Raw genomic sequence first — 25052 nt, 5'->3', positions numbered from 1 at the left:
CAGGTTAGTCTGGTCGCCATGGATCTCCTGTCCCCGTTCCTCCAGACCGACGCCGCATCGCCGCGCCTGACGACGTACACCGACGCAGGACGAATGGAGTTGTCCGCCGCAACGCTGGCGAACTGGGCCGCGAAAGGCGGCAACCTCATGGCCGGCCAGTTAGGGTTATCTCCCGGCGACGTCGTGGTTCTCGATGCTCCGACCGACTGGATGCCCGCCGCCCTGGTCGTGGGCTGCTGGAGGGCCGGCGTGGCGGTCTGCTCGCCGCCGTCACCAGCAGCCGCATCGGCAGCTGCGTTGATGACCACGGACCCCGACGCTCACCTCGACTGGGATGGAGACATTCTCCAACTGTCGACCGACCCCTTCGGCCGCGGGGTGGCCGAGGCCGGCGGGGACGTGGAATTCGGGGTCACGGATCTGTCACCGGAGCTGCGGGTCCAGGGGGACCGCTACGCCGGTCCAGAGACCGGGGAGGAGGCTGTACTGCTGCACACCGTCGACGGGGAGCCGGTGACCGGTGCCGACCTACGACGCCGGGCCTCTGAGGCTTTCGAGCCCGGGATCCGGTCTGTGACCGGCCCGTGGGCCGACACTGACGGACTGGTGACCGCGCTCCTTCCCCTCTTCGCGGCGGGGTCCGTGGTCGTCTCCACCGATGATGCCCCCGAACGGCTGGCGCATCTCGCAGCCACCGAACTCGGAACCGTGTCCGCTACTCGGCGGTGATGATCCGGGTGACCAGGTCTCTGGCCTGGTCAAGAGTCTCGTCCTGCTCTCCGGTGAGAAACCCCTGGACCATGTACGGGGCCATGTAGTCACCGTTCTCCACGGCGAAGTGCAGGGTGAGGTTGAGCTGGTCCCCCTCGCCGGCGCCGTCGCCCTCCTCAGGTTCCGGAGTCTTCACGATCGTGTAGACCAGCAGGTCCCCGGACGGGGTTTCCCCCGCATCCACGTCCACCAACTCCGCCTCAGCCTCCTCCAGCGCGGGCTGGATCCCTCGGATGACATCCTCCCTGTCGACCGGCATCATCTGGCCGTCCAGCGGAGCGAGGGTGACGGCAGCGAAACTCACCGCCGTACGGTAACCGAACGCCACCGTGCCCGGTGCATCCTCTGGAACCGTGTCGAGCGCCTGCCAGTGGGGCGGCAGTCTCAGCGTGCGTCCGGAGTCCCCGATTGCGATGTCCATGGCCCACAGGCTACCGGACGTCAGCGCGTTGATTGCGCCAGAGTCCGATCCCGGCTACAACGACCACCCAGCCGACGAGGATTGCAACACAAGCCGCGCTGTCGAGACCGAGGCCGACGCGGTCGTAGCCTGTGGCCAACTGTGACAACCGTTCACCGGGGGCGATGGCCGCGAGGGGGCGGAAGGCCTCGATATGTGTCGCTGTCTCACCGATCATCCCGTCGATCAACAGGAACCAGACTGTCGGAACAGCGACAGACACGACCGGGCTTCTCAGTACGCAGGCAAGCCCCACTGCCATGAGCGGGAACGCGACACCTCCCAGCAGGTATCCCCAGACCGGCGTGAACGCACCACCGAAGTCAAGGGACAGACGTGCCCCGAACGCTGCGGCCGCCCCGACTGTCAGCGCTACACCGACCGCATAGGTGACCAGCATAAAGACGAGGGTCACCAGTAACTTCGCTGTCACCCAGGTAGTACGGCCCTGCTGAGTAAGAAAGGCCTGGGCGTGCATGTGGTTGCGGATGTCACCGGCGGTGGTCGAGGCTGCAAACACGATGGCCACCATGATGAAGATCATCGCGCCGTTCATCAGATCGGCCCACTCGAACGTCGGTGTCTCCGAAGAGAACAACGTCGCCAGGACGACCGGGCCGTACAGCGCTCCCGTCAGCAGAATCGCGTAGACCAGTGTGGAACGCATGCTCAGTAACTTCGTGGTCTCCGACCGCAGGGCATTGATGAGTGAGGTCATGGTTCTAGTTCCTTTCGGTGTTGTTGTCGACGAGGTCAGAGGATGTCCGGTACTCCTGGGCCGCGGATGTTGCGGCGAGGAAGCGGGACTCCAGGTCCGCGCTCTGTGTGCGCAGGCCCGTGAGGATAACGCGGGAGTTCAAGGCGATTTCGCCGACTGCACGTCGAACCTCCGCCTCCGAACTGCCGTCCACGACCTCTACGCGCAGGGCGCTCCCTTCGGCGCGATCAGTAGGCAAACCTGCCTGCGTCAATGCCGAACCCAGCGTTCCGGCACTCGTGATGTCCGAAGTCTCGACAAGCACGCTGACTCCGCCGGCGAGGAACTCCTCCATCGAATACTCACCGATCATCCGACCCTTACCGATGACCACGAGACGATCCGCAGTCTGCTGCATCTCCGACAGCAGATGCGACGACACCAACACCGCACGGCCCTCCCCCGCCAAAGCACGAATCGTCCGACGCATCCAACTCACCCCCTCCGGATCCAAACCATTGACCGGCTCATCCAAAATCAAATGCGACGGATCACCCAACAACGCCCCAGCAAGACCAAGACGCTGCTTCATCCCCAACGAATACCCCCCGACCCGCTTATCACCCGCAGAGCTCAACCCCACCAACTGCAAACACTTGTCCACCCGCGAGTCGGCGATACCAGCGCCGCGGGCAAGCACCTTGAGGTGCGACCGTCCGCTACGTCCCGGAGTGAACCACGTCGCCTCCAACAGCGCCCCGGCCACCGCCGGCTTATCAGCCACCTGAGCAAACCCCTCACCATCAAACAGCGCCTGCCCCTGCGACGGCCGATCCAACCCCAACACACACCGCATCGTCGTCGACTTCCCCGACCCATTAGGACCCAGAAAACCCGTCACCGCCGCATCCGGCACCGTGAACGACAAATCCTCGACGGCCTGGAACCGCCCGTACCTCTTCGACATCTTCTCAACTGTGATCATGTCCCCCAGTCTTCTCCCCCACCACCACCGCACACATCGACCCACAGACTGATCTACCAGCAACGTCCCAGGGCACCGGACGTCATACCGCAGTATGACCGCCTGTCACTCCTCCAGAACCCGCACCGGGTCGACAAGTCCGTTGCTGAACGCGAAAAGCACCGCGTGGACCCGGTCCCGCGAATCCGTTTTCGCCAGGATTCTGCCCACATGCGTCTTCACGGTGGGAAGGGAGACGAACAGACGTCGGGCGATCTCCGGGTTGGAGTACCCCCGCGCCACGAGGACGAGGATCTCCAGTTCACGGGGAGTCAACGGGTCGGGAAGATCCAGTGCCGCGGCGGCCGCAGCGGTGTCGGCTCCGGCGTCAGGAGGCAACGATGTCTGCGGCGCGACAGCGGCAACCGGCTCGTCCTTCCCCGCCCCTCCCCTGACCTGCCGCAGCAACCGGGCCGTGGCTTTCGGGGAGATCACGGCCTCGGCCTCGCCGACCGTCCGGACGGCATCGATGAGCTCCTCAGGATCGGCATCCTTCAACAGGAAACCACTGGCACCGGCAGTGATCGATCCCATCACGTATTCATCGTTGTCAAAGGTCGTCAGAACCACCACACGGGTCGGTTCCCCTGACGGCCCGGTGACACCGGCGTCGACGATCTTCCTGGTGGCGGCGATACCGTCGAGCTCCGGCATCTGGACATCCATGAGGATCATGTCGACCGGTTGGGACATGGCTGAACTGACTGCCTCCGCGCCGTCGACGGCCTGCCAGACCACGGTGATGTCCGGCTGGGAATCCAGCACCATGCCGAAACCGGCGCGTACCAGCTGCTGATCATCAGCCAGCCCGACCGTGATGGTCGATGTTGAGCGTGCGTCGTCCATGATCTCGCCGTTCTCCCTGTTCTCCCGTGTGTACCGGTACATACCACTCTGTGCCGGTGTCCTGTCAGACGCTGAGCACGACGTCCACACGCCAGCCGCCAACGTACCTCTCCGACGCACCCCATTCTGCCGTGCCTCCGTGGATTCGGGCACGCTCCCGCAGTCCGACCAGCCCCTGTCCTCGTCCGTCGTCCGAGTCGTCAGAGTCGATCAACCCGTTGCCAGGGGCGTTGTCCACCGTGATGCGGAGTTTTCCTGTCACGTTCCAATCCAGGATGACACGGGCGCGGGTGGGTCCGGCGTGTTTGAGAATGTTCGTCAGGCACTCCTGGACAGTGCGGTACACGGTCAGGCCGACCGCGACATCCACCGTGCCGGCCGTGCCGAGGACCTCGTAGTCGACGGACACTCCGGACCGTCGGGCGTCCTCCACCAACCCCGCCACACCGGACACACCGGGCGGTGCACTGGTGTCCCGGGTCGCATCGGCCGTGCCACCGCCGTTACGGTCGCTGCGCAACACGCTGAGCAGCTGCCGCATCTGGGTGAGTGCGTCTCGTCCGGTGCTGCTGATCGTGGCGAGTGCTTCAATGGCCTTCGACGGGTCCTGACGTCCGGCGTAGCGTCCACCGTCGGCCTGCGCGATCACCGCGGTCAGCGAATGGGCGACGATGTCGTGCATCTCCCGGGCGATCCGGGTCCGCTCGGCGACAGCGGCGAGTTCCACCCGCGCGGCAAGAGACTCCATCCGTTCATACTGGCGACGTGTTGTCATCCCCAGCTGCCAGAACAGTCCGATCGAGATCACGGCGAGCAACCCCAGGACCGCACCCATCATCACGAGCTGAGCATCCGGAGGAGTGTACGTTTCTCCGGCAGGATCCACAGCTGTCGTCGAGGCACCCCACGCCCGCCCGGATCCCGACACGACGCTGACCAGTACCACGGCGGCGACCGACCCCCCGGTCAACAGCGCCAGCCACATTCCTCTACGACGGCGGACGAACGCCGAGATGAACCACGCCTCATAGCAGACGACGAGGTAGGCCAGAATGTAGATGCCGGCGAGACTTCCCGCGGCGGTGACAAGGCCGATGGCGACGACGGTCAGCCCAACTTCCGCACGCCATCGCTGAATCAACATCCCCGCGAACACCAGCGTGTACCCGGCGACAAGAACCCAGGACGGGACGACCGGACCGAAGGAGAAGGCGTTCCCCGCATCCATGGCACCGAAGAGGAAGAACACGGCCGACTGGATTACCAGCTGCAGCCAGAGGCCGCGGTCCCTCCAGAAGGGGCCCGGCTGAGCCTGCGGTGCGGTCACGGTATCCATCACAGCCACAGATCCTACGTCAGTCGCCACCTGCGACGGATCGACCTGCGGTATGATTCCCGACCATGGCAGACGTCGAATTCTCGCATGTGGACATCCGGTACCCGGGTGCCGACTCCCCCACCGTCCCGGACCTCAACCTCAGCATCGGCGACGGCGAGTTCCTCGTCCTGGTCGGCCCGTCCGGTTGCGGTAAGTCGACCATCCTGCGGTCACTGGCAGGCCTGGAGCCGACGAGCGCGGGTGAGATCACCATCGGTGGGCGCGATGTCACCGGTGTCGAGCCCGGTGACCGGGACATCGCCATGGTGTTCCAGGACTACGCCCTGTACCCCCATATGTCGGTCCGGGAGAACATGGGTTTCGCGCTGTCGATCGCCAAACGTCCGAAATCTGAGATCAACGAGCGGGTACAACGGGCCGCCGACCTTCTCGACCTGGGGGACTACCTCGACCGGAAACCCAAGGATCTCTCCGGTGGTCAGCGGCAGCGCGTGGCAATGGGTCGCGCAATCGTCCGCGAGCCGCAGGTGTTCCTCATGGATGAGCCTCTGTCGAACCTCGACGCCAAACTGCGGGTGCAGACCCGTGCCCAGATCGTGAAACTGCAGCACGACCTCGGGGTCACCACGGTGTACGTCACCCACGACCAGGTGGAGGCGATGACCATGGGAGACCGGGTGGCCGTCCTCAAGGACGGGAAGCTTCAGCAGGTTGACACGCCGCAGAAGCTCTACAACGAACCGGTCAACGCCTTCGTGGCGGGGTTCATCGGTTCCCCGGCAATGAACCTGCTCGACCTGCCCGCCGGTGCCGACGTCCTCGAGGGCCTGGGGGTCCGTCGTCCGGACGGCGTGAACGGTGCACTGCTGGTGGGGGTGCGTCCTGAGCATCTGGTGGTCAACGACGCAGACACCGGTCTGCGTGGCACCGTCTCGCTGGTCGAGGAACTCGGTGCCGACTCGAACGTCTACGCCGAGACCGCGGCCGGCCAGGTCACAGCGAAATCTCAGGCTGCGGCGCAGGACCTTCCGACCATCGGGGGGAGCATCTCCGTCACCCTCAGCGACTCGGCACGGGTACATTTCTTCGATGCGGTGTCCGGTCAGCGGGTGAGCTGACACCCCCGATCTCCCCCGAATCCAGCACGCAGATACTACACTCAACCGAATAACCCGCGGGACGGCGACAACCAGTCCGTCACGGCGTGGTGACGTTTCATTGTTGAGTTCCGTCGGCGGCATTCCCTGTGCCTTCCAGCGGAGCCGTACCTACGTAGAAAGGTTCGGGCCATGGCCAACCTCTCAAAGAAGATTCTGGCCGGTATCTCGGCCGTCGGGCTCACTGCAGCACTCGTGTCGTGTTCCTCCGACGATGGCGGCAATGGTGACGGGGGCGACGGGGGTAGCGGCGGTTCCGACGGCCGCGGCCCCATTACCTTCGCGATGGGCAAGAACGACACCGACAAACTCCGTCCGATCATCGACCGGTGGAACGAGGAGAACCCCGACGAGGAGGTCACGCTCCAGGAACTCGCCGGAGAAGCGGACGCCCAGCGTGACACGCTGGTCCAGTCCCTCCAGGCCGGATCGTCCGATATCGACGTTATGGCGCTCGACGTCGTCTGGACCGCACAGTTCGCCGCCCAGGGCTGGCTCGCGCCGCTGCAGGACGATCTCGAGGTCAGCACGGACGGACTGCTGGACGCCACCGTGGAATCGGCGACCTACAACGACACCCTCTACGCTCTGCCGCAGAACACGAACGGACAGCTGCTGTACCGCAACACCGACATGGTGTCGGAGGCCCCGGAGACGTGGGATGACGTCGTCCAGTCCTGCGAGGACGTCACCGCGGACAACAACGACTGCCTCATCACCCAGCTCAAGCAGTACGAGGGGCTGACGGTCTCCACCGCAGGCTTCATGAGCGGTTGGGGAGGCGGCATCCTCGACGAGAACGGGGAGGTCACCGTGACCTCAGATGAATCCCGCGAGGGTCTCCAGGCACTGGTCGACGCCTACGAGGACGGCACCATCTCCCGCTCGTCCACCGGCGCGACTGAAGAGGAGACCAACCTCAGCTTCACCCAGGGACAGAACGCCATGGCGATCAACTGGCCGTACATGTACGGCGAGGCTGAAGCCGAGGGATCCGCTGTCGCCGGCAAGGTCGAGGTGCAGCCGCTCGTCGGCAAGGACGGTGTCGGTGTCTCCACCCTCGGTGGCTACAACAACGGCATCAACGTCAACTCGGAGAACAAGGCCACCGCGCTGGACTTCATGCAGTTCATCACGAGTGAAGAGAACCAACGGTCCTTCGCCGAGGAGTCCTTCCCACCGGTGCTCTCCTCCATCTACGACGACGAGTCCCTCATCGAGGAGTTCCCGTACCTCCCGGCACTCAAGGAGTCACTGGAGAACGCCGAACCACGCCCGGTCTCCCCGTCGTACGACTCCCTCTCCAAGGCCGTCCAGGATAACGCCTACGCCGCCATCACCGGTGGTAAGAGCGTCGAGGACGCCACCAACGACATGGAGTCCGCCATCGCGAACGTGACCAGCTAGGCCCGGCTCCGTCAACAGTCACGCCCGGTTGCCGTCGTCCGTCGACGGTATACCGGGCGTCCTGTTTTACCGATAAGGTTCACCCTGTGACTTCCGTTACCTCCCAGAAGAAGCGTGATCTACGCGCCCTGTGGTTCGTCGGCCCCAGCCTCGCCCTGCTCGCCGTCGTCATCGGCTACCCGATCCTGCGCGCCATCTACCTCTCCTTCCAGGCCGACAGACACCTCGACCCGGACACAGGCATGTTCGTCGACGGCGGGTTCGCCGGACTCGACCACTACCTGTACTGGCTGACACAGCGCTGCCTGTCCCCCACGGGAGAAGCGACCACCTGCGCACCGGGCAATCTGGCCACCGACTTCTGGCCCGCGCTGTGGATCACCCTGTTCTTCGTGGTCGTCACCGTCGCCTTGGAGACTGCTCTCGGCCTGTGGATGGCGACCACCATGTCGAAGAGCTTCTGGGGGCGCAGCCTGCTGCGCGCCGCCGTCCTCATCCCCTGGGCGATCCCCACCGCCGTGACCGCGAAACTGTGGCAGTTCATCTTCGCCCCGGACGGGATCGTCAACTCCCTGTTCGGCCTCGACATCGCCTGGACGACGGATCCGTGGGCAGCCCGGTTCGCGGTGATCATCGCCGACGTGTGGAAAACAGCGCCGTTCATGGCACTGCTGATCCTCGCCGGACTGCAGATGGTGCCCGGCGGTGTCTACGAGGCAGCACGGGTGGACGGCGCGTCCCGGTGGCAACAGTTCACCCGGATCACCCTGCCGTTGATCAAACCGGCGCTGATGGTCGCCGTACTGTTCCGCACACTTGATGCGCTGCGGATGTACGACCTCCCGGTCATCATGATCAGCGAATCGACGAACTCGCCGACGGCGGTGATCAGCCAACTGGTGATCACCGACACGAAGTCCGGAAACTTCAACTCCGCGTCAGCGGTATCAACCCTGATCTTCCTGCTGATATTCGGTGTCGCCTTCGTGATGGTGAAGTTCCTTGGTGCGGACGTCGCCGGGACACAGAACATGCCTCGGTCGGCGAGAACCCGAAGATTGTGGGGCCGTCGGGCAGCTCCTGACCTCCGCGCCACCAGTAATGACCTGACAACCGACCAGCCCGCCGAAAAGACACCGGAGGCCCCACGATGATGAAGGTCGTCCGCAACTACCTGCCCGTGATCATCATCCTGATCTGGGCGCTCGCGCCGTTCTACTGGATGGTGGTGACCGCCTTCCGCGACAAGGCCCACACTTTCTCCACGAATCCGGTACCCAGCCACCTCACTCTCGACAATTTCAAGGACGCGCTGGCCACCGACGCCGGCAACAACTTCCTCCGCGCCATCGGTAACAGCCTGATTATCGGCGTGGCGACGACGGCGATCGCCCTGGTCGTCGGTGTGTTCACCGCCTACGCCCTGGCACGGGTCGACTTCCGCGGCAAGGGGTTCGTCACCGGAGTCATCCTTGCTGCGTCGATGTTTCCGGGCATTGCCCTGGTGACACCGCTGTTCCAGCTGTTCAGCAACATCGGATGGATCGGCACCTACCAGGCACTGATCATCCCGAACATCTCCTTCGTCCTGCCGCTGACGGTCTACACACTGACCTCCTTCTTCCGGGAACTGCCCTGGAAGCTCGAGGAGGCGGCCCGCGTGGACGGCGCCTCGCGCGGCCTGGCGTTCCGGAAGGTCATCCTGCCCTTGGCGGCACCTGCTCTGTTCACCACCGCGATCCTCGCGTTCATTGCCACGTGGAATGAGTTCATGCTCGCCAAACAGCTCTCCACCACCTCCACCGAACCCGTGACCGTGGCCATCGCCCGGTTCACCGGCGCCAGCGCCTTCCAGTTCCCCTACGCGGCGACGATGGCCGCCGGCGCACTGGTCACCGTCCCGCTGGTGATCATGGTGCTCGTGTTCCAGCGGCGCATCGTGTCCGGGCTGACCGCCGGTGGCGTGAAGTGATCAGGCAGACCCCTGACCACTCCGAGTACCGCCGTCGGCGGACCGTCCTGGAATCGATCCTCGGGTTCCTGTCGTTCTTCAGCGTCGTGGCACTCGTGCAGGCGGTGTGGAATGTGCTCCAGGAGGATCCCGCGGTATGGCCCTCCCTGCTCCTGGCCGCACTCCTGGTCGCCACCTGGGCCGTATGGCGGCAGTGGCGCCGCTACGACTGAGTCACTCGACCCGGTAGCGTGGACTGCACCATGACACCATTGCGCCGCACTGCCACCACCCTGCTCGCCGGTCTCGGAGTAACCGTCGCCACCCCCGCCGCCTGGGCCGAGGCGCCCGACATCACCGTGGGCATCACCGACCCCGACGGGGTACTCAACGCCACGGCAACGGACACGCTCGTCAACGAGACTCCCCTCATCGACTTCCCCGACCAGGTCCGGGACGTCACCTACATCGTCCTGGACTCCTCGGAGGACGGCCTGGGCACCGACGAACAGTTCAACGACGGGCTGCTCGACTGGGTGGGTGACAATGAGGAACACCTCGTCCCCGACGGCACCGGAGAAGGTGCCGCCTGGGCACCAGGAAGCCTCATCATCGCTGTGGGTGTGTCCTCACGGGGCTACGGCGTGTACTGCGGGGACGATGTCTGCAGCGCACTGGACCTCTTCGAGGGCAGCCACCTGGACCGGACCCTCGCCGACATGAAACCAGGTCTGCAACGGGGAAACTGGGCGGTCGGCATGCTCGACGGTGCCCGCACCGCCGCCGACCCTTCCCTGGTCGCCGAGGAATCCGGCCCGACGCAGACGCAGGTACTCACGGGTGCCGGTGTTCTCGCCGTGGTCGGCGGCGGCGGGGCATGGTGGGCGGTCGCCGCCACCCGAAGGAAGAAAGCCGCCACCGCCCGCGGGCAATTCACCGAGATCAGCGACCGCTATGCTGATGTCGCTCTCCGACTGGATCAGATCGACGTCCGTGCGAACTCCCTGACCTCTCCCATCGCCGACGACGAACTCCGCCGTCAGTGGGCGGAATGCCGCGATTCCTTCCTCTCCGTGGACTCCCTCCTCTCAGCGACAGGTCTGTCCCAGGGGGCCGACGACAAGGCGTTCCGTTCCCACGCCACGACACTCGCCGAAGCACATACGGCCATGAACAGAACGATCCGGGCCGAAGACACCATCGACCGGATTTTCGCCATGGAACACGGTGACGCCCGGGTGCGTCGCAGGGAACTCGTGTCATTGTCCGAGGACGTCTCCGCGGCCCGCGCTGCCACGGCATCTCCCGTCCTGCAGGAGATGTTGGCCGACGTGGCGTCGGACGTCGACGCCCTGTCCGGTGACCTCGACGCCGCAGATTTCATGGACCGGTATGCCGCCACGGTCCGCGCCTACGGACACGCACTGTCCCTCGTCAGGGAAAAGGAGATGAGCGAACTCTCCATGGACACCGAGGAGCGTCACGCACCCCGGATCTACGACACCGGATACCGGGTCGGAGCCGGGTACGGAAACTGGATCCCGTTCGCCCTCATCAGTTCCTGGCACTCTGCCGATGTCCAGGCTGCGCAGAGTTCTTCATCCTCCGGGACGAACGTGTCCTTCAGCAGCGGTTTCTCCGGAGGAGGCGGATCCGCGCGCTTCTGATCTCGCTCACGCCCGCCCCAGCACACGGTGGATCATCAGGGCCACGTACTCACGCAGGTACGCCGCAGGCAGGGACGGCTTCGGCGTCGGTGCTCCCAGCACCACCGCATCGAAAGGGCGACCGTTGGCACCCCGCTCCTCCCGGAGCATAGCGACGATGCGCTCGGTGCGCATCACGTGGAAATCCGAGGTACACACCACGATGAACGGGTCCTCTATCCCCTGTCCAGCGAGCAGATCGAGGCTGAAATGCAGGTTCTCCGTGGTGTCGGTGGCCTCACGTTCCTCCAGGACCACGTCCCGCGGGAAGCCGCGTCCGGCGATGTAATGGTGCATCGCCTCCGCTTCGGTACAAGGTTCGTCATTCCCACGCCCGCCGGAGACGATGAGCGGGGCGGTCGCCGACGATGCCGCCCGCTCCAGGGTGCGCCACGCGGCCGCACCACGGTCGCAACGGCACGCGAGCAGAGCACTGACCTTGTCCGCGGCCAACCCCGCCCCCAGGACCACGACGGCATCCGCCTCCTGCGGCGCAGGACGGTGGCGTCCCCGACGGACCTGCAGCAGGAAGAAGACCATGGTCCCTACCGCGACGAGCCACAGGATCACGCCCAGAGCACCGAGCACCGTGAGGACGATGAGGGCGTCGTTGACTCCCGCACCCCAGTTCCGCCACGCGTTCCAGGCGGACAGGGCGAGCAGTGCGCTGCCCAACCCCAGGGTCAACATCATTGCCGCGGCGACGACGGTGCTCAGGTGGAACCAGCCACGTCCGTCGACACCGGGCAGCGCGTCCCCCATCCACCGGGCGACGACCCAACCGACACCGACCACCACCAGTTGTGAGAACCCCCACGCCAGCCACACAGGAACCGGGAAACCACCCCCGTGCGCAGCGACGATGAGCCACGCCCACAGGAGTTCGGCAACCAGCAGCACCATCAGTCCGTTACCGTGCCACCGCGACCGTGACTTCACACTCCACGCCGTCGCCGCGACGGCGACGGCCACGAGAAGCGTGACGAGCAGGATCCCCGACATCCCCAGGTTCCTCCCCGGTCCCTATTCGCCCATCAACTGCTGTTTCAGACGGTGGTCCTTCTCCAGGACCTCGTCACGCATGCGCTCCTGATAAGCGATCATGCCCTCGAGCAGCCGGGGGTCAGCCACACCGAGCATCCGGACGGCGAGCAGCCCGGCGTTCTTCGCCCCGTCGATGGAGACCGTCGCGGTGGGGACACCGGCCGGCATCTGCACGATCGACAGCAGCGAGTCCAGCCCGTCCAGGTTCTTCAGGGCTCGGGGAATGCCGATGACCGGCAGTGGGGTGGCCGCGGCGACCATGCCCGGCAGATGTGCGGCACCCCCGGCACAGGCGATGATCACCTTGACTCCGGTGGTGTGTGCCGCGCGGGCATAGTCCAGCATGCGCTCAGGGGTGCGGTGTGCCGACACCACACCGATCTCCATCGGAATCCCGAACTCCGCCAGAACCTGCGCCGCAGGTTCCACGGTCGGCCAGTCAGAGTCCGAGCCCATCACGATGCCGACCAGAGGCGTCGGCCCCTCCCCCGCATCCTGTCCCGTGTTCTGCCCTGTGCTGTTCTCTGCGCTGCTCTCGGTAGTCACGCAGGTAACTCTACCTGTCCGGGGGACTCAGGCGTCCGTCCAGCGCGCCGTCACCAGGAAGTCCGACGCCAGGCGGGCATCGCGGCGTAGAGCCTCAACGGCTTCCGCAGTCGCCTCCCGGCCCAACGGCAGGGACATGTTCACGTGACCGATCTTGCGGCGCGGACGCCAGTCCTTGCCGTAGAGGTGGATCTTCGCCTCCGGGTACCGGCGCCACACCTCGTCCATACGTTGCGACATCGGCATCCCCGGATCCGCGGTATCGTCGCCGAGGACGTTGGCCATCACCGTCGCCGCCGTCAACGCAGCCGTCGACCCCAGCGGGCGGTCCAGGACCGCTCGGAGGTGCTGTTCGAATTGACTGGTCACGCACCCGTCCTGGGTCCAGTGACCGGTGTTGTGCGGTCGCATCGCCAGTTCGTTGACGATGATCTCCGGCTGCCCCGCCTCATCCACGGTCTCGAAGAGCTCCACGGCGAGGACGCCGGTGACGCCCAGCTCGGCAGCCACCTGGCGGGCCAGCTCATGCGCCTGGTCGATGACACGCCGCTGCCCCTCCGACTCCGCCGGTGCCGGGGACACCGCAAGGTAGCAGATTCCGTTGGCCTGCACCGATTCCACGACGGGCCAGGATGCGACCTCCCCGGACGGTGTCCTGGCCACCATGGCGGACAGTTCGCGCACCAGATGAACTTTCTTCTCCGCCATCAGCGGAACACCCTCGGCGAGGAGGTCCTCGACCAGCGTGGCGAGATCCTCCCGCGATTCCGGGAACCACACTCCCTTGCCGTCGTAGCCGCCCCGCCGTGCCTTGAGGCAGACCGCGCCGTCGGTGGCGTCCCAGAATCCGGTGGCGTCCTCCACGGTCTCCACCGCAAGGAACGGCGGCACCGGTGCACCGATCTCCCTCATCCGTCGGCGCATCACGAGCTTGTCCTGCGCGTTGATCAACGCGGACGGCTGCGGCTGCACGTTGACACCGTCGGCGATGAGGCCCTCGAGATAGTCGTTGGGCACGTGTTCGTGGTCGAAGGTCACCGCGTCCGCCCCCGCGGACACCTCACGGACGACACCCTCGTCGGTGTACTCCCCCAGCCAGACGTCAGCGGTCGCCTGGGCCGCAGAGGCGCCGGTCGATCCGGCGAGCAGCCGGACGGTGAGGCCGAGCTCGATGCCCGCCTGCTGCATCATCCGGGCCAGCTGCCCGTCACCGATGACGGTAACCAGCGGCATATCCGGGGAGTGCGCCTCGGGACGGGCATGTGATCGGTCCAGCGGTTCTTCCGGGGTCTTCTGCGCGTCAGTCACGGTGGATCAGTATAGCGGCCGTGGCAGATGTACCGGGATGCGGGAATGTACCAGACGGGCGAAACGCTTGGCGTAGGGTACGTCCCGCAGTACCAGCGGTCGTCCACCACCGCGCAGGAACACCCGGACCTCAGACTTATGCACGCGGACGTCCACGATCTGCGACAGCGGCACTTCGCCGATGTGACTGCGCATGTGGCCGGTGGCGGTGATCAGGCGGGTGTCCGTGAGGATCATCCGGCTCCGGGTCCGGAACAGCAGATGACGCAGGCATCTGCGCCAGCTCAACCACACCCATGCCACCAGGACGACCCGGCGTCCCCACAGTGCCGCGGTGGCGGTGCCGGTGTCCGCTTCACCAACCAGTCGGGGTACGTCAGCGATATTGTCCGGAACGTACCCGACCCAGGTCGTGGCGAGGCTGCCCAGGTAGGAGTCGAGCAATCCGACGGCGAGCCAGACCACGCCGGTGATGACCACGAGTTCCAGGACCGGGAACAGGGTGCTGCGTCGTGAGGGGCTCAGTTCGGCGAGGACCTCCTCATCCGGGGCGAAATTTATCTTCGGCACGGCAGAGACCTTAGTTCCTCTGGTCGGTGGTGGGCACCGGTCGCAGGTGGACGACGTCGCCGGCGGTGACCGTCCGCCGCTCACCGCCGACCGTCTCGATGACCAGTCCCCCCTGACCGTCGAGGTCGACGGCGGTTCCGGTGAGCTCTTCGCCGCCCGGAAGCTCGGCGCGGACCCGTGTGCCGAGTGTCGCCGACAACTCCCGGTAACGACGACGCAGCTTCTCCAGTGCCGCGCCGCCACGACGCCACGCCTCGTCGACGTCAGCGATCCACGACAGTTCGGCCGCGGCCAGTGCCTCCCGGGCCTGCACCGACCCCAGTTCGGCCCCCTGGTCGGTCAGTGAGGTCCCCGCCTCCACACCAGCGTCGGCGAACTCGCCCGCGGTGATCGACGCGTTCACCCCCACGCCGACGACCACAGCCACCGGATCAAGGCTCACCGCTTCGACGAGAATGCCGGCCAGCTTCCGGTAGCCGTGGGGCGTGTCGCCCGACCGGCGGTCACTGACGATGACGTCATTGGGCCACTTCAGCTGCGCATCCACCCCGACCGCACGGGCGGTTTCGGCGATCGCCACGCCGATCAGCAGCGGAAGTTCTCCGAACCGTTCGGCCGGCACCTCCTGCACCGACGGGCGGAGCAGGACGCTCATGATGACCTGGGCTCCGGCCGGGGCCGACCAACGGCGCCCCAACCGGCCCCGGGCAGTCACCTGCTCCTCCGCCACGATCACGGTGCGGTCAGCGAGTCCCGGGTCGGCACGGAACGCATCCGCCAGGTCGGCGTTGGTCGACCCCGTCGTGCCGACGACGGTGACGGGCCCGACACGACTGTCCCCGTCCTGGATGAGGGCGGAGAGACGGGACGCGTCGAAGGGGGTGCGTGAGGCGGTCGGGGAGGCGGTCATGGCCCCAAGGATAACGCGCACACGCGCACGGGCGACCTGTATGGCGACGCCTGCACCGTTTCCTCCTAGACTGTAGGCCATGACTTCACCCACCCCCGCCCCTCGCCAGGTCGACACGTCTACCACCGCAGGGAAACTCGAGGATCTCCGGATCCGTCTCGAGGAGACGTCGGCCCCGGTCGGCGAGGAAGCTGTCAGCGCCGTCCACGGGGCAGGCCGGCTCACCGCCCGCGAACGGGTAGAGCACCTCCTCGACGACGGCTCGTTCGTCGAGATCGACGCGCTGGCACGCCACCGCGCCAACGCCTACGGCATGGACCGGTCCCGCCCCGTGTCCGACGGAGTCGTCACCGGCTACGGCACGGTCGACGGCCGACAGGTCTGCATCTTCTCCCAGGACGGCACCGTGTTCGACGGCACCGTGGGTGAGGTGCACGCCGAGAAGCTGGTGAAGGTCATGGAGCTCGCCCTGCGCTCGGGCGTGCCATTGGTGGGCGTACACGACTCCACCGGTGCGCGGGTGAAGGAGGGCGTGGTGTCACTGGGGATGGCCGCACGCCTGTACCGCCTGCGTACCCGGATGTCCGGGGTTGTCCCGCAGATCTCAGTGATCGCCGGACCGACGGCCGGTACTGAGGCGCACCAGCCGGTGCTCGCCGACGTCGTCGTCATGGTGGACGGAACGTCCTCGCTCTACCTGACCGACCCAGAGATCACCCGGCGGGTCGTCGGCGAAGACGTCACCGCCGATGACCTGGGCTCGGCGGCGACGCACGCCGCCGTCACCGGCACCTCGCACCACACGGCCGCAGATGACCGCGCTGCACTGGACTTCGTCCAGACCCTGCTCGGCCAGCTCCCGTCCAACAACCGCTCGACGGTGCCGTTCAGCGAGGAAACGGATGGTAATTCTGCAGACTCCACCGACTCTGCCGCCACGGCACAGCTGGACGCCGTGATCCCTGATTCCCCGTTGGCAGGCTATGACGTCACCGACGTGCTCGCAGGCATCGTGGATGCAGACTCCTTCCTGGAGCTGCAGCCTGACTACGCGGGCAATATCCTCACCGGGTTCGCCCGCATCGGCGGCCGTAGCGTCGGTGTCGTCGCCAACCAGCCGATGGTCCTCGCGGGAGCGCTGGACGCTGCCGCGGCGCAGAAAGCGGCCCGGTTCATCCGCACCTGTGACGCCTTCAATCTCCCCGTCGTATTCGTCGTCGACTCCCCCGGCTTCCTGCCCGGCGGCGACGAGGAACGCGGCGGACTGCTGCGCCGCTCCGCTGCCCTGCTGTACGCCGTGGCGGAGGCGAGCGTCGGCATCGTCACCGTCGTGACCCGCAAGGCGTACGGGACGTCCTACATTGCGCTGGGCTCGAAGAACATCGGTGCCGACCTCGTCTTCGCGTGGCCGAGTGCACAGATCTCCAACGCTGACGCGGAGAACACCGTCGCTGCCGTCCACGCCGACACGTTGGCGAAGGCCGAACGTCGGAAGAAGGACGTCGCCGCCCTCACCGTCGAACTCACCGAGGACGTCGAGAAGAACCTCGTCAACCCGTACGCAGCCGCCGAACGCGGCTATGTCGACGCCGTCATTCCCCCGTCCCAGACTCGTGCCCAGGTGATCGACGGTCTCGGGCTGCTGGAACGCAAGGTCGTCGACTCGCCCGCCCGCAAACACGGCAACCTGCCGTTGTAGAGGAGCTTCCATGACTGTCCCCGACACCACCACGCCCTTCACCGTCCTCAGGGGCCGGCCCGACGAGGCTGAGACCGAAGCCATCGGACGCGCGCTCGCCGTCGTCATCGCTGAGGCAGCCGACGCGGCCAGCGCGTCCGCCGGTTCCGATCCCCGTGAAATCAACCGGATGCGTGCCCGGACCACGTCCCGGGGCGTCTGGGGCACGCCCGCCGAGCAGCTGGCCGGACACCGGAACGCCACCGGGACCTTCAACCCGACGGGCTTCCGTGTCTGACGCACACCGACACCGGATCATCCTGGCGTCGTCTTCCCCGTCACGACTGTCGGTGTTGCGTTCAGCGGGCGTTGAACCGAGCATCCTCGTCCCTGGTGTGGACGAAGATGCCGCCACCGCAGAACTGCACTCCCGGATCGCTGAGCCAACCCCCGCCCAGGTCGTCTGCCATCTGGCACAGACGAAGTCGCAGGCCGTTCTCGACCAGTACAGCGACCGACTGGACTCTGGGTTGGGCTCTGGGTTGGACTCTGGGTTGGACTCTGGGACCGTCGTCATCGCCGCGGACTCCATGCTCCTGCTCGACGGCGAACTGCAGGGTAAACCCCTGACCGTGGAACGCACCGTCGAACGCTGGCGGCAGCAGCGCGGAGCGACAGCGACACTGATCACCGGCCACGCGGTGACCTACCGCGGCACCACCGTCACAGGTTCCAGTGAGACCGTCGTGCACTTCGCCGAGGCATCCGACCGCGACATCGAGGCCTACGCCGCCACCGGTGAGCCGCTCCAGTGCGCGGGAGCGTTCACGCTTGAGGCGCTGGGCGGCTGGTTCATCGACCGGATCGAAGGGGATCCGTCCAGTGTGATCGGCCTGTCGCTCCCACTGGTGCGGCGCACACTGGCCGGGTTCGGGCTGGACGTCTCGAACTTCTGGAACCGGTAGACGCGGAGCCGTCACCGGCGGTCCTGCGGTTGAGCCCTGAAGCCGCAAACCTGGCGATCAGCAGCCCCGTCCCATCCTGTACTGTGCGATTTCACAGCTGTTTGCCCGACGATCGCGATTCACCGGCCCGTGAACGCTAGACTTCTTGTGACGACATGAAAGGCGGTGCCCTCACCCGTGGGAATCGAACTGGACCCCAGCCCGAATCTTCGGCAGTACGCCCACCCGGGCAAGCTCGTCACGAGCTCCTGGCTCGGCGCGAAGCTGGGTGGCCCCGGGTTGAAGGTGGTGGAGTCGGACTCCGACCCCATCCTCTACAACATCGGCCACCTCCCGACCGCCATCCGCATCGACCTCCACGAGGACCTCGGTGACCCGGTCACCCGCGATTTCCTCGACGGAGAGTCCTTCGCCCGCCTCATGGACGCCAAGGGGATCACCCGGGACGACACCGTGGTGCTCTACGGCGACGACTCGAATCTGTGGGCGAGCTACACACTCTGGGTCTTCGAGCTCTTCGGCCATCCGGACGTCCGCCTGCTCGACGGCGGCCGTGAGGCATGGATGCAGGATGAGCGGGAGACCTCGTACGACGCCCCTCCAGAGCCCACCACCGGGTACCCCGTGGTGGACCGGGACGACGTCTCCCACCGCATCTTCGTCGACGAGGTACGCTCCCGGCACGACGCACTGCAGCTGATCGACCTGCGTGACCCCGAGGACTTCATCGGTATCGGCACCCTGGAGCACGGTAGCCCGGCGGAAGGCAATGACCCGGCCACCTACTCCGACTACTCCGACGCAGTCACCCATATTCCGGTCTGCCGGAGCGGGCACATCCCCGGTGCCGTGAACATTCCGCAGCGGGCGACACTTCACCCGAACCACCGCTTCCGGACCCGTGAGGAACTCGACGAGGTGTTCTCCACGCTGGACGCGTCCGGCGCTACCGTGCCGTACTGCCACGCCGGCGAACGGGCCGCGCACCTGTGGTTCGTCCTGCACCACCTGCTGGGATGGGACGATGTCCGCGCCTACGACGGCTCGTGGGTGGAGTGGGGGAACATGGTCCGGATGCCGACCGCGACAGGTGCCTGAAACATTCCGTCTGTGACCGACGCTGGTTGTCGTAGTAACGTCGTAGAGTCTTGTGTGAGTCATGTGTGTGACCCGTTGTTGTGAGGAGTGAACGTGCCGGTAGAGACCCGGAAGTTGTCGAAGGTGCTGATCGCCAACCGTGGCGAGATCGCCGTCCGGGTGATCCGGGCTGCCCAGGATGAGGGCATCACCTCTGTCGCCGTGTACGCCGAGCCGGACGCCGACGCACCGTTCGTACGCATGGCCGACGAGGCGTTCGCACTCGGTGGCTCCACCCCGGCAGACTCCTACCTCGACATCGGCAAGGTCGTCGACGCCGCCGTGCGCTCGGGTGCGGACGCCGTCCACCCCGGCTACGGGTTCCTCTCGGAGCGCGCCGACTTCGCTGCCGCCGTCCTGGAGGCAGGGCTGACCTGGATCGGCCCGTCCCCCAGTGCCATCGCGGAGCTCGGGGACAAGGTCACCGCACGCCACTACGCCCAGAAGGTCGACGCCCCGATGGTGCCGGGCACCAGCGAGCCGGTCGCCGATGCCGATGAGATCATCGCCTTCGCCGGTGACCACGGCCTGCCTGTCGCCATCAAGGCCGCGTTCGGCGGTGGCGGTCGCGGAATGAAGGTCGCCCACACCGTCGAGGAGATCCCCGACCTCTTCGACTCCGCCACCCGTGAAGCCGAGAAGGCGTTCGGACGCGGCGAATGCTTCGTAGAGCGCTACCTCGACCGCGCACGGCATGTCGAGTGCCAGGTTCTGGCCGACGCGCACGGCAACTACGTCGTGGCCTCCACCCGTGACTGCTCGCTGCAGCGCCGTTTCCAGAAGCTCGTTGAAGAGGCCCCCGCACCGTTCCTCACCGCGGAGCAGGACGAGCGCCTGCGCAGTTCCGCCAAGGACATTCTCCGCGCCGCCGGCTACCAGGGTGCCGGGACAGTGGAGTTCCTCATCGGTTCCGACGGCCTGATCTCCTTCCTCGAGGTCAATACCCGACTGCAGGTGGAGCACCCGGTCACCGAGGAAGTCGCCGGCTGGGACCTGGTGCGTGAGCAGTTCCGGATCGCCGAGGGGCACGAGCTGTCCCGGACCAGTGACCCGGAGTTGCGGGGCCACTCCATCGAGTTCCGTATCAACGGTGAGGATGCGGCGGCGAACTTCATGCCTGCCCCCGGCGTCCTGACCTCGTACCGCGAGCCGTCGGGCCCGGGTGTCCGGGTGGATTCCGGGGTGGAACAAGGTGCCGTCATCGGTGGCCAGTTCGACTCCATGCTCGCCAAACTCATCGTCACCGGTGAGGACCGCGACCAGGCGCTGAGCCGCGCACGCCGCGCCCTGGACGAGTACGTCGTCGAGGGCCTCCCCACGGTCATCCCGTTCCACCGGGCAGTGCTGGACGATCCGGCCTTCACCGGTGACTCCCTGGACGTCTACACCCGGTGGATCGAGGAAGAGTGGGACAACCAGTTGGCCGGTGCCACCGAGACCGCAGATGCCACGGATGCCGCCGAGACCGCCGATGCCGTCCCCGCCCGCCGAATCACCGTTGAGGTCGATGGTCGTCGTGTCGAGGTCTCCGTCCCGGGTGACCTCGTCGGCACCGGAGCCCCCCGCCGCCGTGCACGCAAGAACTCAGGGCGTCGGGAGGTCAAGGTCTCCGGCGACACGTCCGTCGCGCCGATGCAGGGCACCGTGGTCACCGTCCTGGTCGAGGACGGGGCGGAGGTCGCCGAAGGTGACCAGCTGCTGGTCATCGAGGCGATGAAGATGGAGAACGCGGTGAAGGCACACAAGGCCGGTACCGTGTGCGAACTCGGCGTGGCGGCCGGGGACGGTGTCACCAAGTCGCAGCCGCTACTGAAGATCGTCTGATGGTCGACCGGTTCAGCAGTTTCTTCCGCTCCGGCCGCCCGGGAAAGTCCGGCGGTCAGCGCCGGGGTTACGTACTTTCGCTGGACCAGGGAACGACATCCACCCGCGCCATCGTCTTCGACGCGGCGGGGGCGGTCCACACCGTCAGTCAGCTGGAGCACCGGCAGATCTTCCCGAAACCCGGGTGGGTCGAGCACGACCCGGAGGAGATCCGGCTCAACGCCCGCAGGGTCATCGCGGACGCGGTCGCACGTGCGGACATCGGTACCGAGGACCTCGCCGGGCTGGGCATCACCAATCAGCGTGAGACGACCGTGATCTGGGACCGGGAGACCGGTGAGCCGGTGTACAACGCCATCGTCTGGCAGGACAACCGCACCGGCGACTTCTGCTCCCGCCTGGATGCGGAGCACGGTGATCTCTTCCGCGAGCGCACCGGGCTGCCGGTGTCGACGTATTTCGCCGGGCCGAAGATCCGCTGGATCCTCGACAACGTGGAGGGGGTCCGCGACCGTGCTGAACGCGGCGAACTCGCCTTCGGAACAATGGACACCTGGATCATCTGGGAGCTCACCCGCCGTTCACGGCGTAACTCCACCAACCGGCGGCACCGCGTCCGGCACATCACGGACGTCACCAACGCCTCACGCACCATGCTCATGGACCTGCGGACCCAGAAATGGGACCCGGAGCTCTGTGAGGCGATGGGGGTGCCGATGTCGTTGCTGCCCGAGATCGTCAGCTCCTCTGAACAGGTCGGGCGGGTGCAACGCTCCGGGCCGGTGAACAACGTCACCATCGCCGGAATCCTCGGCGACCAGCAGGCCGCCACCTTCGGCCAGGCATGTACCGAGCCGGGTGAGGCGAAGTGCACCTACGGTACCGGTAACTTCCTGCTGATGAACACCGGAACGACCCTGGAGACCTCGTCCCACGGTCTGCTCAGCACCGTGGCCTACCGGCTCGGCAATCAGCCGACGGTGTTCGCCCTCGAAGGGTCGGTCGCGGTGACAGGCTCGTTGATCCAGTGGTTGCGCGACAACCTCGGCCTCATCTCGTCCTCATCCGAGGTCGAGTGCCTGGCCCGCAGCGTCGACGACAACGGGGGGTGTGTCGTCGTCCCCGCGTTCTCGGGCCTGCTGGCACCGCGCTGGGCGCCGGACGCGCGTGGCGTGATCGCCGGCCTGACCCGGTACGTGACTAAGGCGCACATCGCCCGTGCCGCCCTCGAGGCGACCGCCTTCCAGACCCGGGAGGTCGTCGACGCGATGAACGCGGACTCCGGTGTCCCACTGACGCACCTGCGCGCCGACGGTGGCATGGTCGTGAACTCCCTGCTGATGCAGTTCCAGTCCGACCAGCTCGGGGTACCGGTCACCGTGCCGAAGATCACGGAGACCACGGCCTTGGGCGCAGCCTACGCCGCCGGCCTGGCGACGGGCTTCTTCGAGGACGTCGAGGAGATCCGACGACTCTGGCAGGAGGAGCACTCCTACACCCCGGACGTCTCCGCCACTGAACGGGACGAGGCCTACGCCCTGTGGAACAAAGCCGTCGAACGGACCCTCGACTGGGCGTAGGACCCCTGCTCTACACTGGTACACATGTCCCGTGTTCCTCGTGACCCCCGCGACCCCGCCGTCCGCATCGGCGACGCCGACCGCGAAGCCGCGTTGTCCGTCCTCGCCGTCCATTTCGCCGACGGGCGTATCACCCTGACCGAGTACGACGAGCGGTGTCGGGACGCCGCCGCGGCACAGACCCGGCAGGAACTGGACGTTCTCTTCCACGATCTGCCGGCGCTGCCCAACCAGCCCGGCCCGCCCGGTCACTCTGTCTCACCGAGGACCGATGTCTCCGTTTACTCCGCAGGAGAACTCGCCGAACAACATCGACGGGGATCACGTCCCCGGGCCGGGATCATGGCCCTGACCACTCTCGGTGCCGTCGGCGGGGCGATAGCACTCGGCAACAATGCTTCGGCGATCGTTCTCCTGCTCATCCCGGCGGTGGCGGTGCTGCTCTACGTGCTGAAGATCGGACCGGAGTCCTGGCACACCCCCAGTCCGGAGGCGTTGGAGCGTGCCCGGGTACGCCGGCTACGCCGCGAGCACCAGCTGGCGCTGGAAGAGCAGCAGCATTCCCAGCAGCTCGCGCTGGAGGAGCAGAAGGCCCGACGTAAACTGCGTACGTCCGAGATGACCGGCGACGCCGTGGATTTCGCCCAGCGCGCAATGAAAGGTGCCGTCGGACGATTCGGTAAGGACGGCAGAGGCGGCAGGGACGGTGGGGCCGGCACGAAGGGCCGCGACAGCTAGTCGGTGAAATTGCCCCGGCCGGGGCGCCCGAACCTGTCGAACTGGTCCACCACACCGGCGAACATCCGGATGCCCACCGGGAGACAGGCTTCGTCGAGCACGATATTCGGCTGATGCAGGTCCGGCTTCTCCCCGGAGCCCGTCCAGGCGCCCAGGCGGGCCATGGCGCCGGGAACATGCTCGAGGTACCAGCTGAAGTCTTCCCCACCGGAGGACTGCGGCGCCTCCTGCAGAGCATGCGGATCGACGTCCTTGACGGCCTGCGCCATGATGGCGGTGCAGGCGTCGTCATTGGTGACCGGCGGGACGCCCTTGGTGTAGCGGATTTCCGCGGTGGCTCCCGTCGGCGCCAGGATCTGCTCAACGAGCTGCGGGAACAGGGTGTCCAGTTCCCGCCATACGGTGGGACTGCCGGTCCGCAGGGTCCCGAGCAGGGTGGCCTCTTGGGGAATGGCGTTGAACGCCGATCCGCCGCTGACGGCGCCGAAGGTCAGCACCGTGCCGGTGCGCGGATCGACCCGCCGCGAGAGCAGCCCCGGCAGTTGGGTGATCAACACCCCGACGGCGTAGATCACGTCGGCGGTGAGGTGCGGACGGCTCGTGTGGCCTCCGGGGCCGCGCACGATCAGCTCCACGACATCGGTCGCCGAGGTGATCGCACCGGTGCGCACCCCGATCTGCCCGGCGCGCAGCTTCGGCTCCGCGTGCACGGCGAAGATATGACTGACACCGTCCAATGCCCCGGCGCGGATGACGTCGGTCGCGCCGCCGTCGAGGACCTCCTCGGCGGGCTGGAAGATGCACCGCACCTGCTGGTCGAGGCCGTGCTCCCGGTCGTACTCGGCGAGTGCGCAGGCCAGGCCGAGAACCACGGTGGTGTGGATGTCGTGACCGCAGGCGTGCATCACGCCGGGAGTGCGGGAGGCAAAGTCCAGGCCGGTGACCTCTGTGAGCGGCAGGGCGTCGATATCGGCGCGGAAGGCGATGGCCGGCGCATCCGCCCCTCCCCCGATGTCGACAGTGACCCCGGTCCCCGGCAGGCGACGTGGCGAAAGTCCCGCCTCTGTCAGCTTCTCGACGATGAACTGCGTGGTCGCGGTCTCCTGGTGGGACAGCTCCGGGTGGGAATGCAGGTGGCGCCGCCAGTCGATCACCGTGTCGTGGTTGTCGACAGTCCAGGCGGCGACGGCGTCAACCACCGGGACAGAGTCGGCTGAACCAAGAGTGCTCACTGAAGCGGTGCTCCTTAGCGAAGATAATCAGACGGGGCCCGGGAGGGGCTCAGGGTGGGGTCGGGAAAAGCCATTCCCGGTCATCTTAGTCACGCCACCCCCGTACGCCTATCGCGGGGCATACCGGGCCCCCTCCAGAGCGTCCCGTCCTATGCTGGTCCC

Annotated in this window: 25 protein-coding genes; 14 read left to right on the top strand and 11 right to left on the bottom strand. The window is 66.5% G+C overall.

The genetic code is table 11. The annotated features are described in order from the left end of the window. Positions 1-18 precede the first annotated feature (18 nt). Positions 19-729 carry a TIGR03089 family protein gene (locus CGLY_RS04525; protein ID WP_038546669.1) on the top strand — a complete coding sequence of 237 codons (711 nt, stop codon included), beginning with the start codon at positions 19-21 and terminating at the stop codon, positions 727-729. Here CGLY_RS04525 and CGLY_RS04520 read toward each other — a convergent pair. The 5 genes from CGLY_RS04520 to CGLY_RS04500 form a co-directional block, all read right to left on the bottom strand. Beyond that, positions 716-1192: a hypothetical protein gene (locus CGLY_RS04520; RefSeq protein WP_052539668.1), complete on the bottom strand. Its 477-nt coding sequence runs from the start codon at positions 1190-1192 to the stop codon at positions 716-718. The two genes, CGLY_RS04525 and CGLY_RS04520, sit on opposite strands and share 14 nt — an antisense overlap. Positions 1193-1202: 10 nt before the next feature. Continuing rightward, positions 1203-1949 carry an ABC transporter permease gene (locus CGLY_RS04515; RefSeq protein WP_038546666.1) on the bottom strand — a complete coding sequence of 249 codons (747 nt, stop codon included), beginning with the start codon at positions 1947-1949 and terminating at the stop codon, positions 1203-1205. Between the two features lie 4 nt (positions 1950-1953). Further along, complete coding sequence (locus CGLY_RS04510; protein ID WP_052539666.1) at positions 1954-2913, bottom strand: ABC transporter ATP-binding protein; 960 nt, start codon at positions 2911-2913, stop codon at positions 1954-1956. Between the two features lie 105 nt (positions 2914-3018). Further along, positions 3019-3798, bottom strand: coding sequence for a response regulator (locus tag CGLY_RS04505; RefSeq protein WP_038551342.1), 780 nt, complete (start codon positions 3796-3798; stop codon positions 3019-3021). Between the two features lie 64 nt (positions 3799-3862). Further along, positions 3863-5134: a sensor histidine kinase gene (locus tag CGLY_RS04500; RefSeq protein ID WP_038546664.1), complete on the bottom strand. Its 1272-nt coding sequence runs from the start codon at positions 5132-5134 to the stop codon at positions 3863-3865. Positions 5135-5199: 65 nt separating this feature from the next. Between CGLY_RS04500 and CGLY_RS04495 the strand changes: the two genes are divergently transcribed. From CGLY_RS04495 to CGLY_RS04470, 6 genes are all read left to right on the top strand, one after another. Next, on the top strand, positions 5200-6255 hold the full coding sequence (locus tag CGLY_RS04495; RefSeq protein WP_038546661.1) for an ABC transporter ATP-binding protein: 1056 nt from the start codon (positions 5200-5202) through the stop codon (positions 6253-6255). 171 nt (positions 6256-6426) lie between these two features. Then, entirely contained in the window at positions 6427-7701 is a 1275-nt protein-coding gene (locus CGLY_RS04490) for an ABC transporter substrate-binding protein (protein ID WP_038546658.1), read from the top strand. Between the two features lie 128 nt (positions 7702-7829). Then, a complete protein-coding gene (locus CGLY_RS04485; protein WP_174411430.1) occupies positions 7830-8855 on the top strand; it encodes a carbohydrate ABC transporter permease in 1026 nt (341 codons plus the stop codon). Further along, positions 8855-9673: a carbohydrate ABC transporter permease gene (locus CGLY_RS04480; RefSeq protein WP_038551337.1), complete on the top strand. Its 819-nt coding sequence runs from the start codon at positions 8855-8857 to the stop codon at positions 9671-9673. The genes CGLY_RS04485 and CGLY_RS04480 overlap by 1 nt, the downstream gene beginning before the upstream one ends. Continuing rightward, the gene (locus CGLY_RS04475; RefSeq protein WP_052539663.1) at positions 9670-9885 is read left to right on the top strand and encodes a hypothetical protein; all 216 of its coding nucleotides are present in this window, start codon (positions 9670-9672) and stop codon (positions 9883-9885) included. The genes CGLY_RS04480 and CGLY_RS04475 overlap by 4 nt, the downstream gene beginning before the upstream one ends. A gap of 30 nt (positions 9886-9915) precedes the next feature. Beyond that, positions 9916-11319 carry a DUF5129 domain-containing protein gene (locus CGLY_RS04470; protein WP_052539661.1) on the top strand — a complete coding sequence of 468 codons (1404 nt, stop codon included), beginning with the start codon at positions 9916-9918 and terminating at the stop codon, positions 11317-11319. Between the two features lie 6 nt (positions 11320-11325). Here CGLY_RS04470 and CGLY_RS04465 read toward each other — a convergent pair whose 3' ends face one another. The 5 genes from CGLY_RS04465 to CGLY_RS04445 form a co-directional block, all read right to left on the bottom strand. Next, the gene (locus CGLY_RS04465; RefSeq protein ID WP_038546655.1) at positions 11326-12360 is read right to left on the bottom strand and encodes a YdcF family protein; all 1035 of its coding nucleotides are present in this window, start codon (positions 12358-12360) and stop codon (positions 11326-11328) included. A 21-nt stretch (positions 12361-12381) separates the two neighbouring features. Then, positions 12382-12858 (bottom strand): 5-(carboxyamino)imidazole ribonucleotide mutase, encoded by a 477-nt coding sequence (gene purE, locus CGLY_RS04460; RefSeq protein ID WP_052540674.1) that lies wholly within the window; start codon positions 12856-12858, stop codon positions 12382-12384. 117 nt (positions 12859-12975) lie between these two features. Next, the gene (locus CGLY_RS04455) at positions 12976-14181 is read right to left on the bottom strand and encodes a 5-(carboxyamino)imidazole ribonucleotide synthase (RefSeq protein ID WP_052540670.1); all 1206 of its coding nucleotides are present in this window, start codon (positions 14179-14181) and stop codon (positions 12976-12978) included. Positions 14182-14262: 81 nt separating this feature from the next. Beyond that, the gene (locus CGLY_RS04450) at positions 14263-14826 is read right to left on the bottom strand and encodes a hypothetical protein (RefSeq protein ID WP_038546648.1); all 564 of its coding nucleotides are present in this window, start codon (positions 14824-14826) and stop codon (positions 14263-14265) included. A gap of 10 nt (positions 14827-14836) precedes the next feature. Continuing rightward, complete coding sequence (locus CGLY_RS04445) at positions 14837-15736, bottom strand: biotin--[acetyl-CoA-carboxylase] ligase (protein ID WP_038546644.1); 900 nt, start codon at positions 15734-15736, stop codon at positions 14837-14839. A gap of 79 nt (positions 15737-15815) precedes the next feature. Between CGLY_RS04445 and CGLY_RS04440 the strand changes: the two genes are divergently transcribed. From CGLY_RS04440 to CGLY_RS04410, 7 genes are all read left to right on the top strand, one after another. After that, positions 15816-17435, top strand: coding sequence for an acyl-CoA carboxylase subunit beta (locus tag CGLY_RS04440; RefSeq protein ID WP_038546641.1), 1620 nt, complete (start codon positions 15816-15818; stop codon positions 17433-17435). A gap of 10 nt (positions 17436-17445) precedes the next feature. After that, positions 17446-17712, top strand: coding sequence for a hypothetical protein (locus CGLY_RS04435; RefSeq protein ID WP_038546638.1), 267 nt, complete (start codon positions 17446-17448; stop codon positions 17710-17712). Continuing rightward, positions 17705-18379: a Maf family protein gene (locus CGLY_RS04430; protein ID WP_038546635.1), complete on the top strand. Its 675-nt coding sequence runs from the start codon at positions 17705-17707 to the stop codon at positions 18377-18379. The genes CGLY_RS04435 and CGLY_RS04430 overlap by 8 nt, the downstream gene beginning before the upstream one ends. A gap of 177 nt (positions 18380-18556) precedes the next feature. Continuing rightward, the gene (locus CGLY_RS04425) at positions 18557-19477 is read left to right on the top strand and encodes a sulfurtransferase (protein WP_038546632.1); all 921 of its coding nucleotides are present in this window, start codon (positions 18557-18559) and stop codon (positions 19475-19477) included. A gap of 93 nt (positions 19478-19570) precedes the next feature. After that, the gene (locus tag CGLY_RS04420; RefSeq protein ID WP_038546629.1) at positions 19571-21340 is read left to right on the top strand and encodes an acetyl/propionyl/methylcrotonyl-CoA carboxylase subunit alpha; all 1770 of its coding nucleotides are present in this window, start codon (positions 19571-19573) and stop codon (positions 21338-21340) included. Continuing rightward, positions 21340-22920 (top strand): glycerol kinase GlpK, encoded by a 1581-nt coding sequence (glpK, locus tag CGLY_RS04415; protein WP_038546626.1) that lies wholly within the window; start codon positions 21340-21342, stop codon positions 22918-22920. The genes CGLY_RS04420 and glpK overlap by 1 nt, the downstream gene beginning before the upstream one ends. Positions 22921-22944: 24 nt before the next feature. Further along, positions 22945-23658, top strand: a complete 714-nt coding sequence (locus CGLY_RS04410; protein ID WP_081803768.1) for a DUF1707 SHOCT-like domain-containing protein — start codon at positions 22945-22947, stop codon at positions 23656-23658. Here CGLY_RS04410 and CGLY_RS04405 read toward each other — a convergent pair. Further along, a complete protein-coding gene (locus tag CGLY_RS04405) occupies positions 23655-24890 on the bottom strand; it encodes an amidohydrolase (RefSeq protein ID WP_038546623.1) in 1236 nt (411 codons plus the stop codon). The genes CGLY_RS04410 and CGLY_RS04405 overlap by 4 nt on opposite strands. Positions 24891-25052: the final 162 nt, after the last annotated feature.

This window comes from Corynebacterium glyciniphilum AJ 3170 (assembly GCF_000626675.1).
GTDB classification, from domain to species: Bacteria; Actinomycetota; Actinomycetes; order Mycobacteriales; family Mycobacteriaceae; genus Corynebacterium; species Corynebacterium glyciniphilum.
Note: the sequence above shows the minus strand (reverse complement) of the source record. Positions and strands in the feature narration are given on the sequence as shown.

Bases quoted from the DNA above. Each gene is read 5' to 3' on its own strand.
- CGLY_RS04525 (WP_038546669.1), top strand. From the start codon at position 19: ATGGATCTCCTGTCCCCGTTCCTCCAGACCGACGCCGCATCGCCGCGC.
- CGLY_RS04520 (WP_052539668.1), bottom strand. From the start codon at position 1,192: ATGGACATCGCAATCGGGGACTCCGGACGCACGCTGAGACTGCCGCCC.
- CGLY_RS04515 (WP_038546666.1), bottom strand. From the start codon at position 1,949: ATGACCTCACTCATCAATGCCCTGCGGTCGGAGACCACGAAGTTACTG.
- CGLY_RS04510 (WP_052539666.1), bottom strand. From the start codon at position 2,913: ATGATCACAGTTGAGAAGATGTCGAAGAGGTACGGGCGGTTCCAGGCC.
- CGLY_RS04505 (WP_038551342.1), bottom strand. From the start codon at position 3,798: ATGGACGACGCACGCTCAACATCGACCATCACGGTCGGGCTGGCTGAT.
- CGLY_RS04500 (WP_038546664.1), bottom strand. From the start codon at position 5,134: ATGGATACCGTGACCGCACCGCAGGCTCAGCCGGGCCCCTTCTGGAGG.
- CGLY_RS04495 (WP_038546661.1), top strand. From the start codon at position 5,200: ATGGCAGACGTCGAATTCTCGCATGTGGACATCCGGTACCCGGGTGCC.
- CGLY_RS04490 (WP_038546658.1), top strand. From the start codon at position 6,427: ATGGCCAACCTCTCAAAGAAGATTCTGGCCGGTATCTCGGCCGTCGGG.
- CGLY_RS04480 (WP_038551337.1), top strand. From the start codon at position 8,855: ATGAAGGTCGTCCGCAACTACCTGCCCGTGATCATCATCCTGATCTGG.
- CGLY_RS04470 (WP_052539661.1), top strand. From the start codon at position 9,916: ATGACACCATTGCGCCGCACTGCCACCACCCTGCTCGCCGGTCTCGGA.
- CGLY_RS04465 (WP_038546655.1), bottom strand. From the start codon at position 12,360: ATGTCGGGGATCCTGCTCGTCACGCTTCTCGTGGCCGTCGCCGTCGCG.
- purE (WP_052540674.1), bottom strand. From the start codon at position 12,858: ATGGGCTCGGACTCTGACTGGCCGACCGTGGAACCTGCGGCGCAGGTT.
- CGLY_RS04455 (WP_052540670.1), bottom strand. From the start codon at position 14,181: ATGCCGCTGGTTACCGTCATCGGTGACGGGCAGCTGGCCCGGATGATG.
- CGLY_RS04445 (WP_038546644.1), bottom strand. From the start codon at position 15,736: ATGACCGCCTCCCCGACCGCCTCACGCACCCCCTTCGACGCGTCCCGT.
- CGLY_RS04440 (WP_038546641.1), top strand. From the start codon at position 15,816: ATGACTTCACCCACCCCCGCCCCTCGCCAGGTCGACACGTCTACCACC.
- CGLY_RS04435 (WP_038546638.1), top strand. From the start codon at position 17,446: ATGACTGTCCCCGACACCACCACGCCCTTCACCGTCCTCAGGGGCCGG.
- glpK (WP_038546626.1), top strand. From the start codon at position 21,340: ATGGTCGACCGGTTCAGCAGTTTCTTCCGCTCCGGCCGCCCGGGAAAG.
- CGLY_RS04410 (WP_081803768.1), top strand. From the start codon at position 22,945: ATGTCCCGTGTTCCTCGTGACCCCCGCGACCCCGCCGTCCGCATCGGC.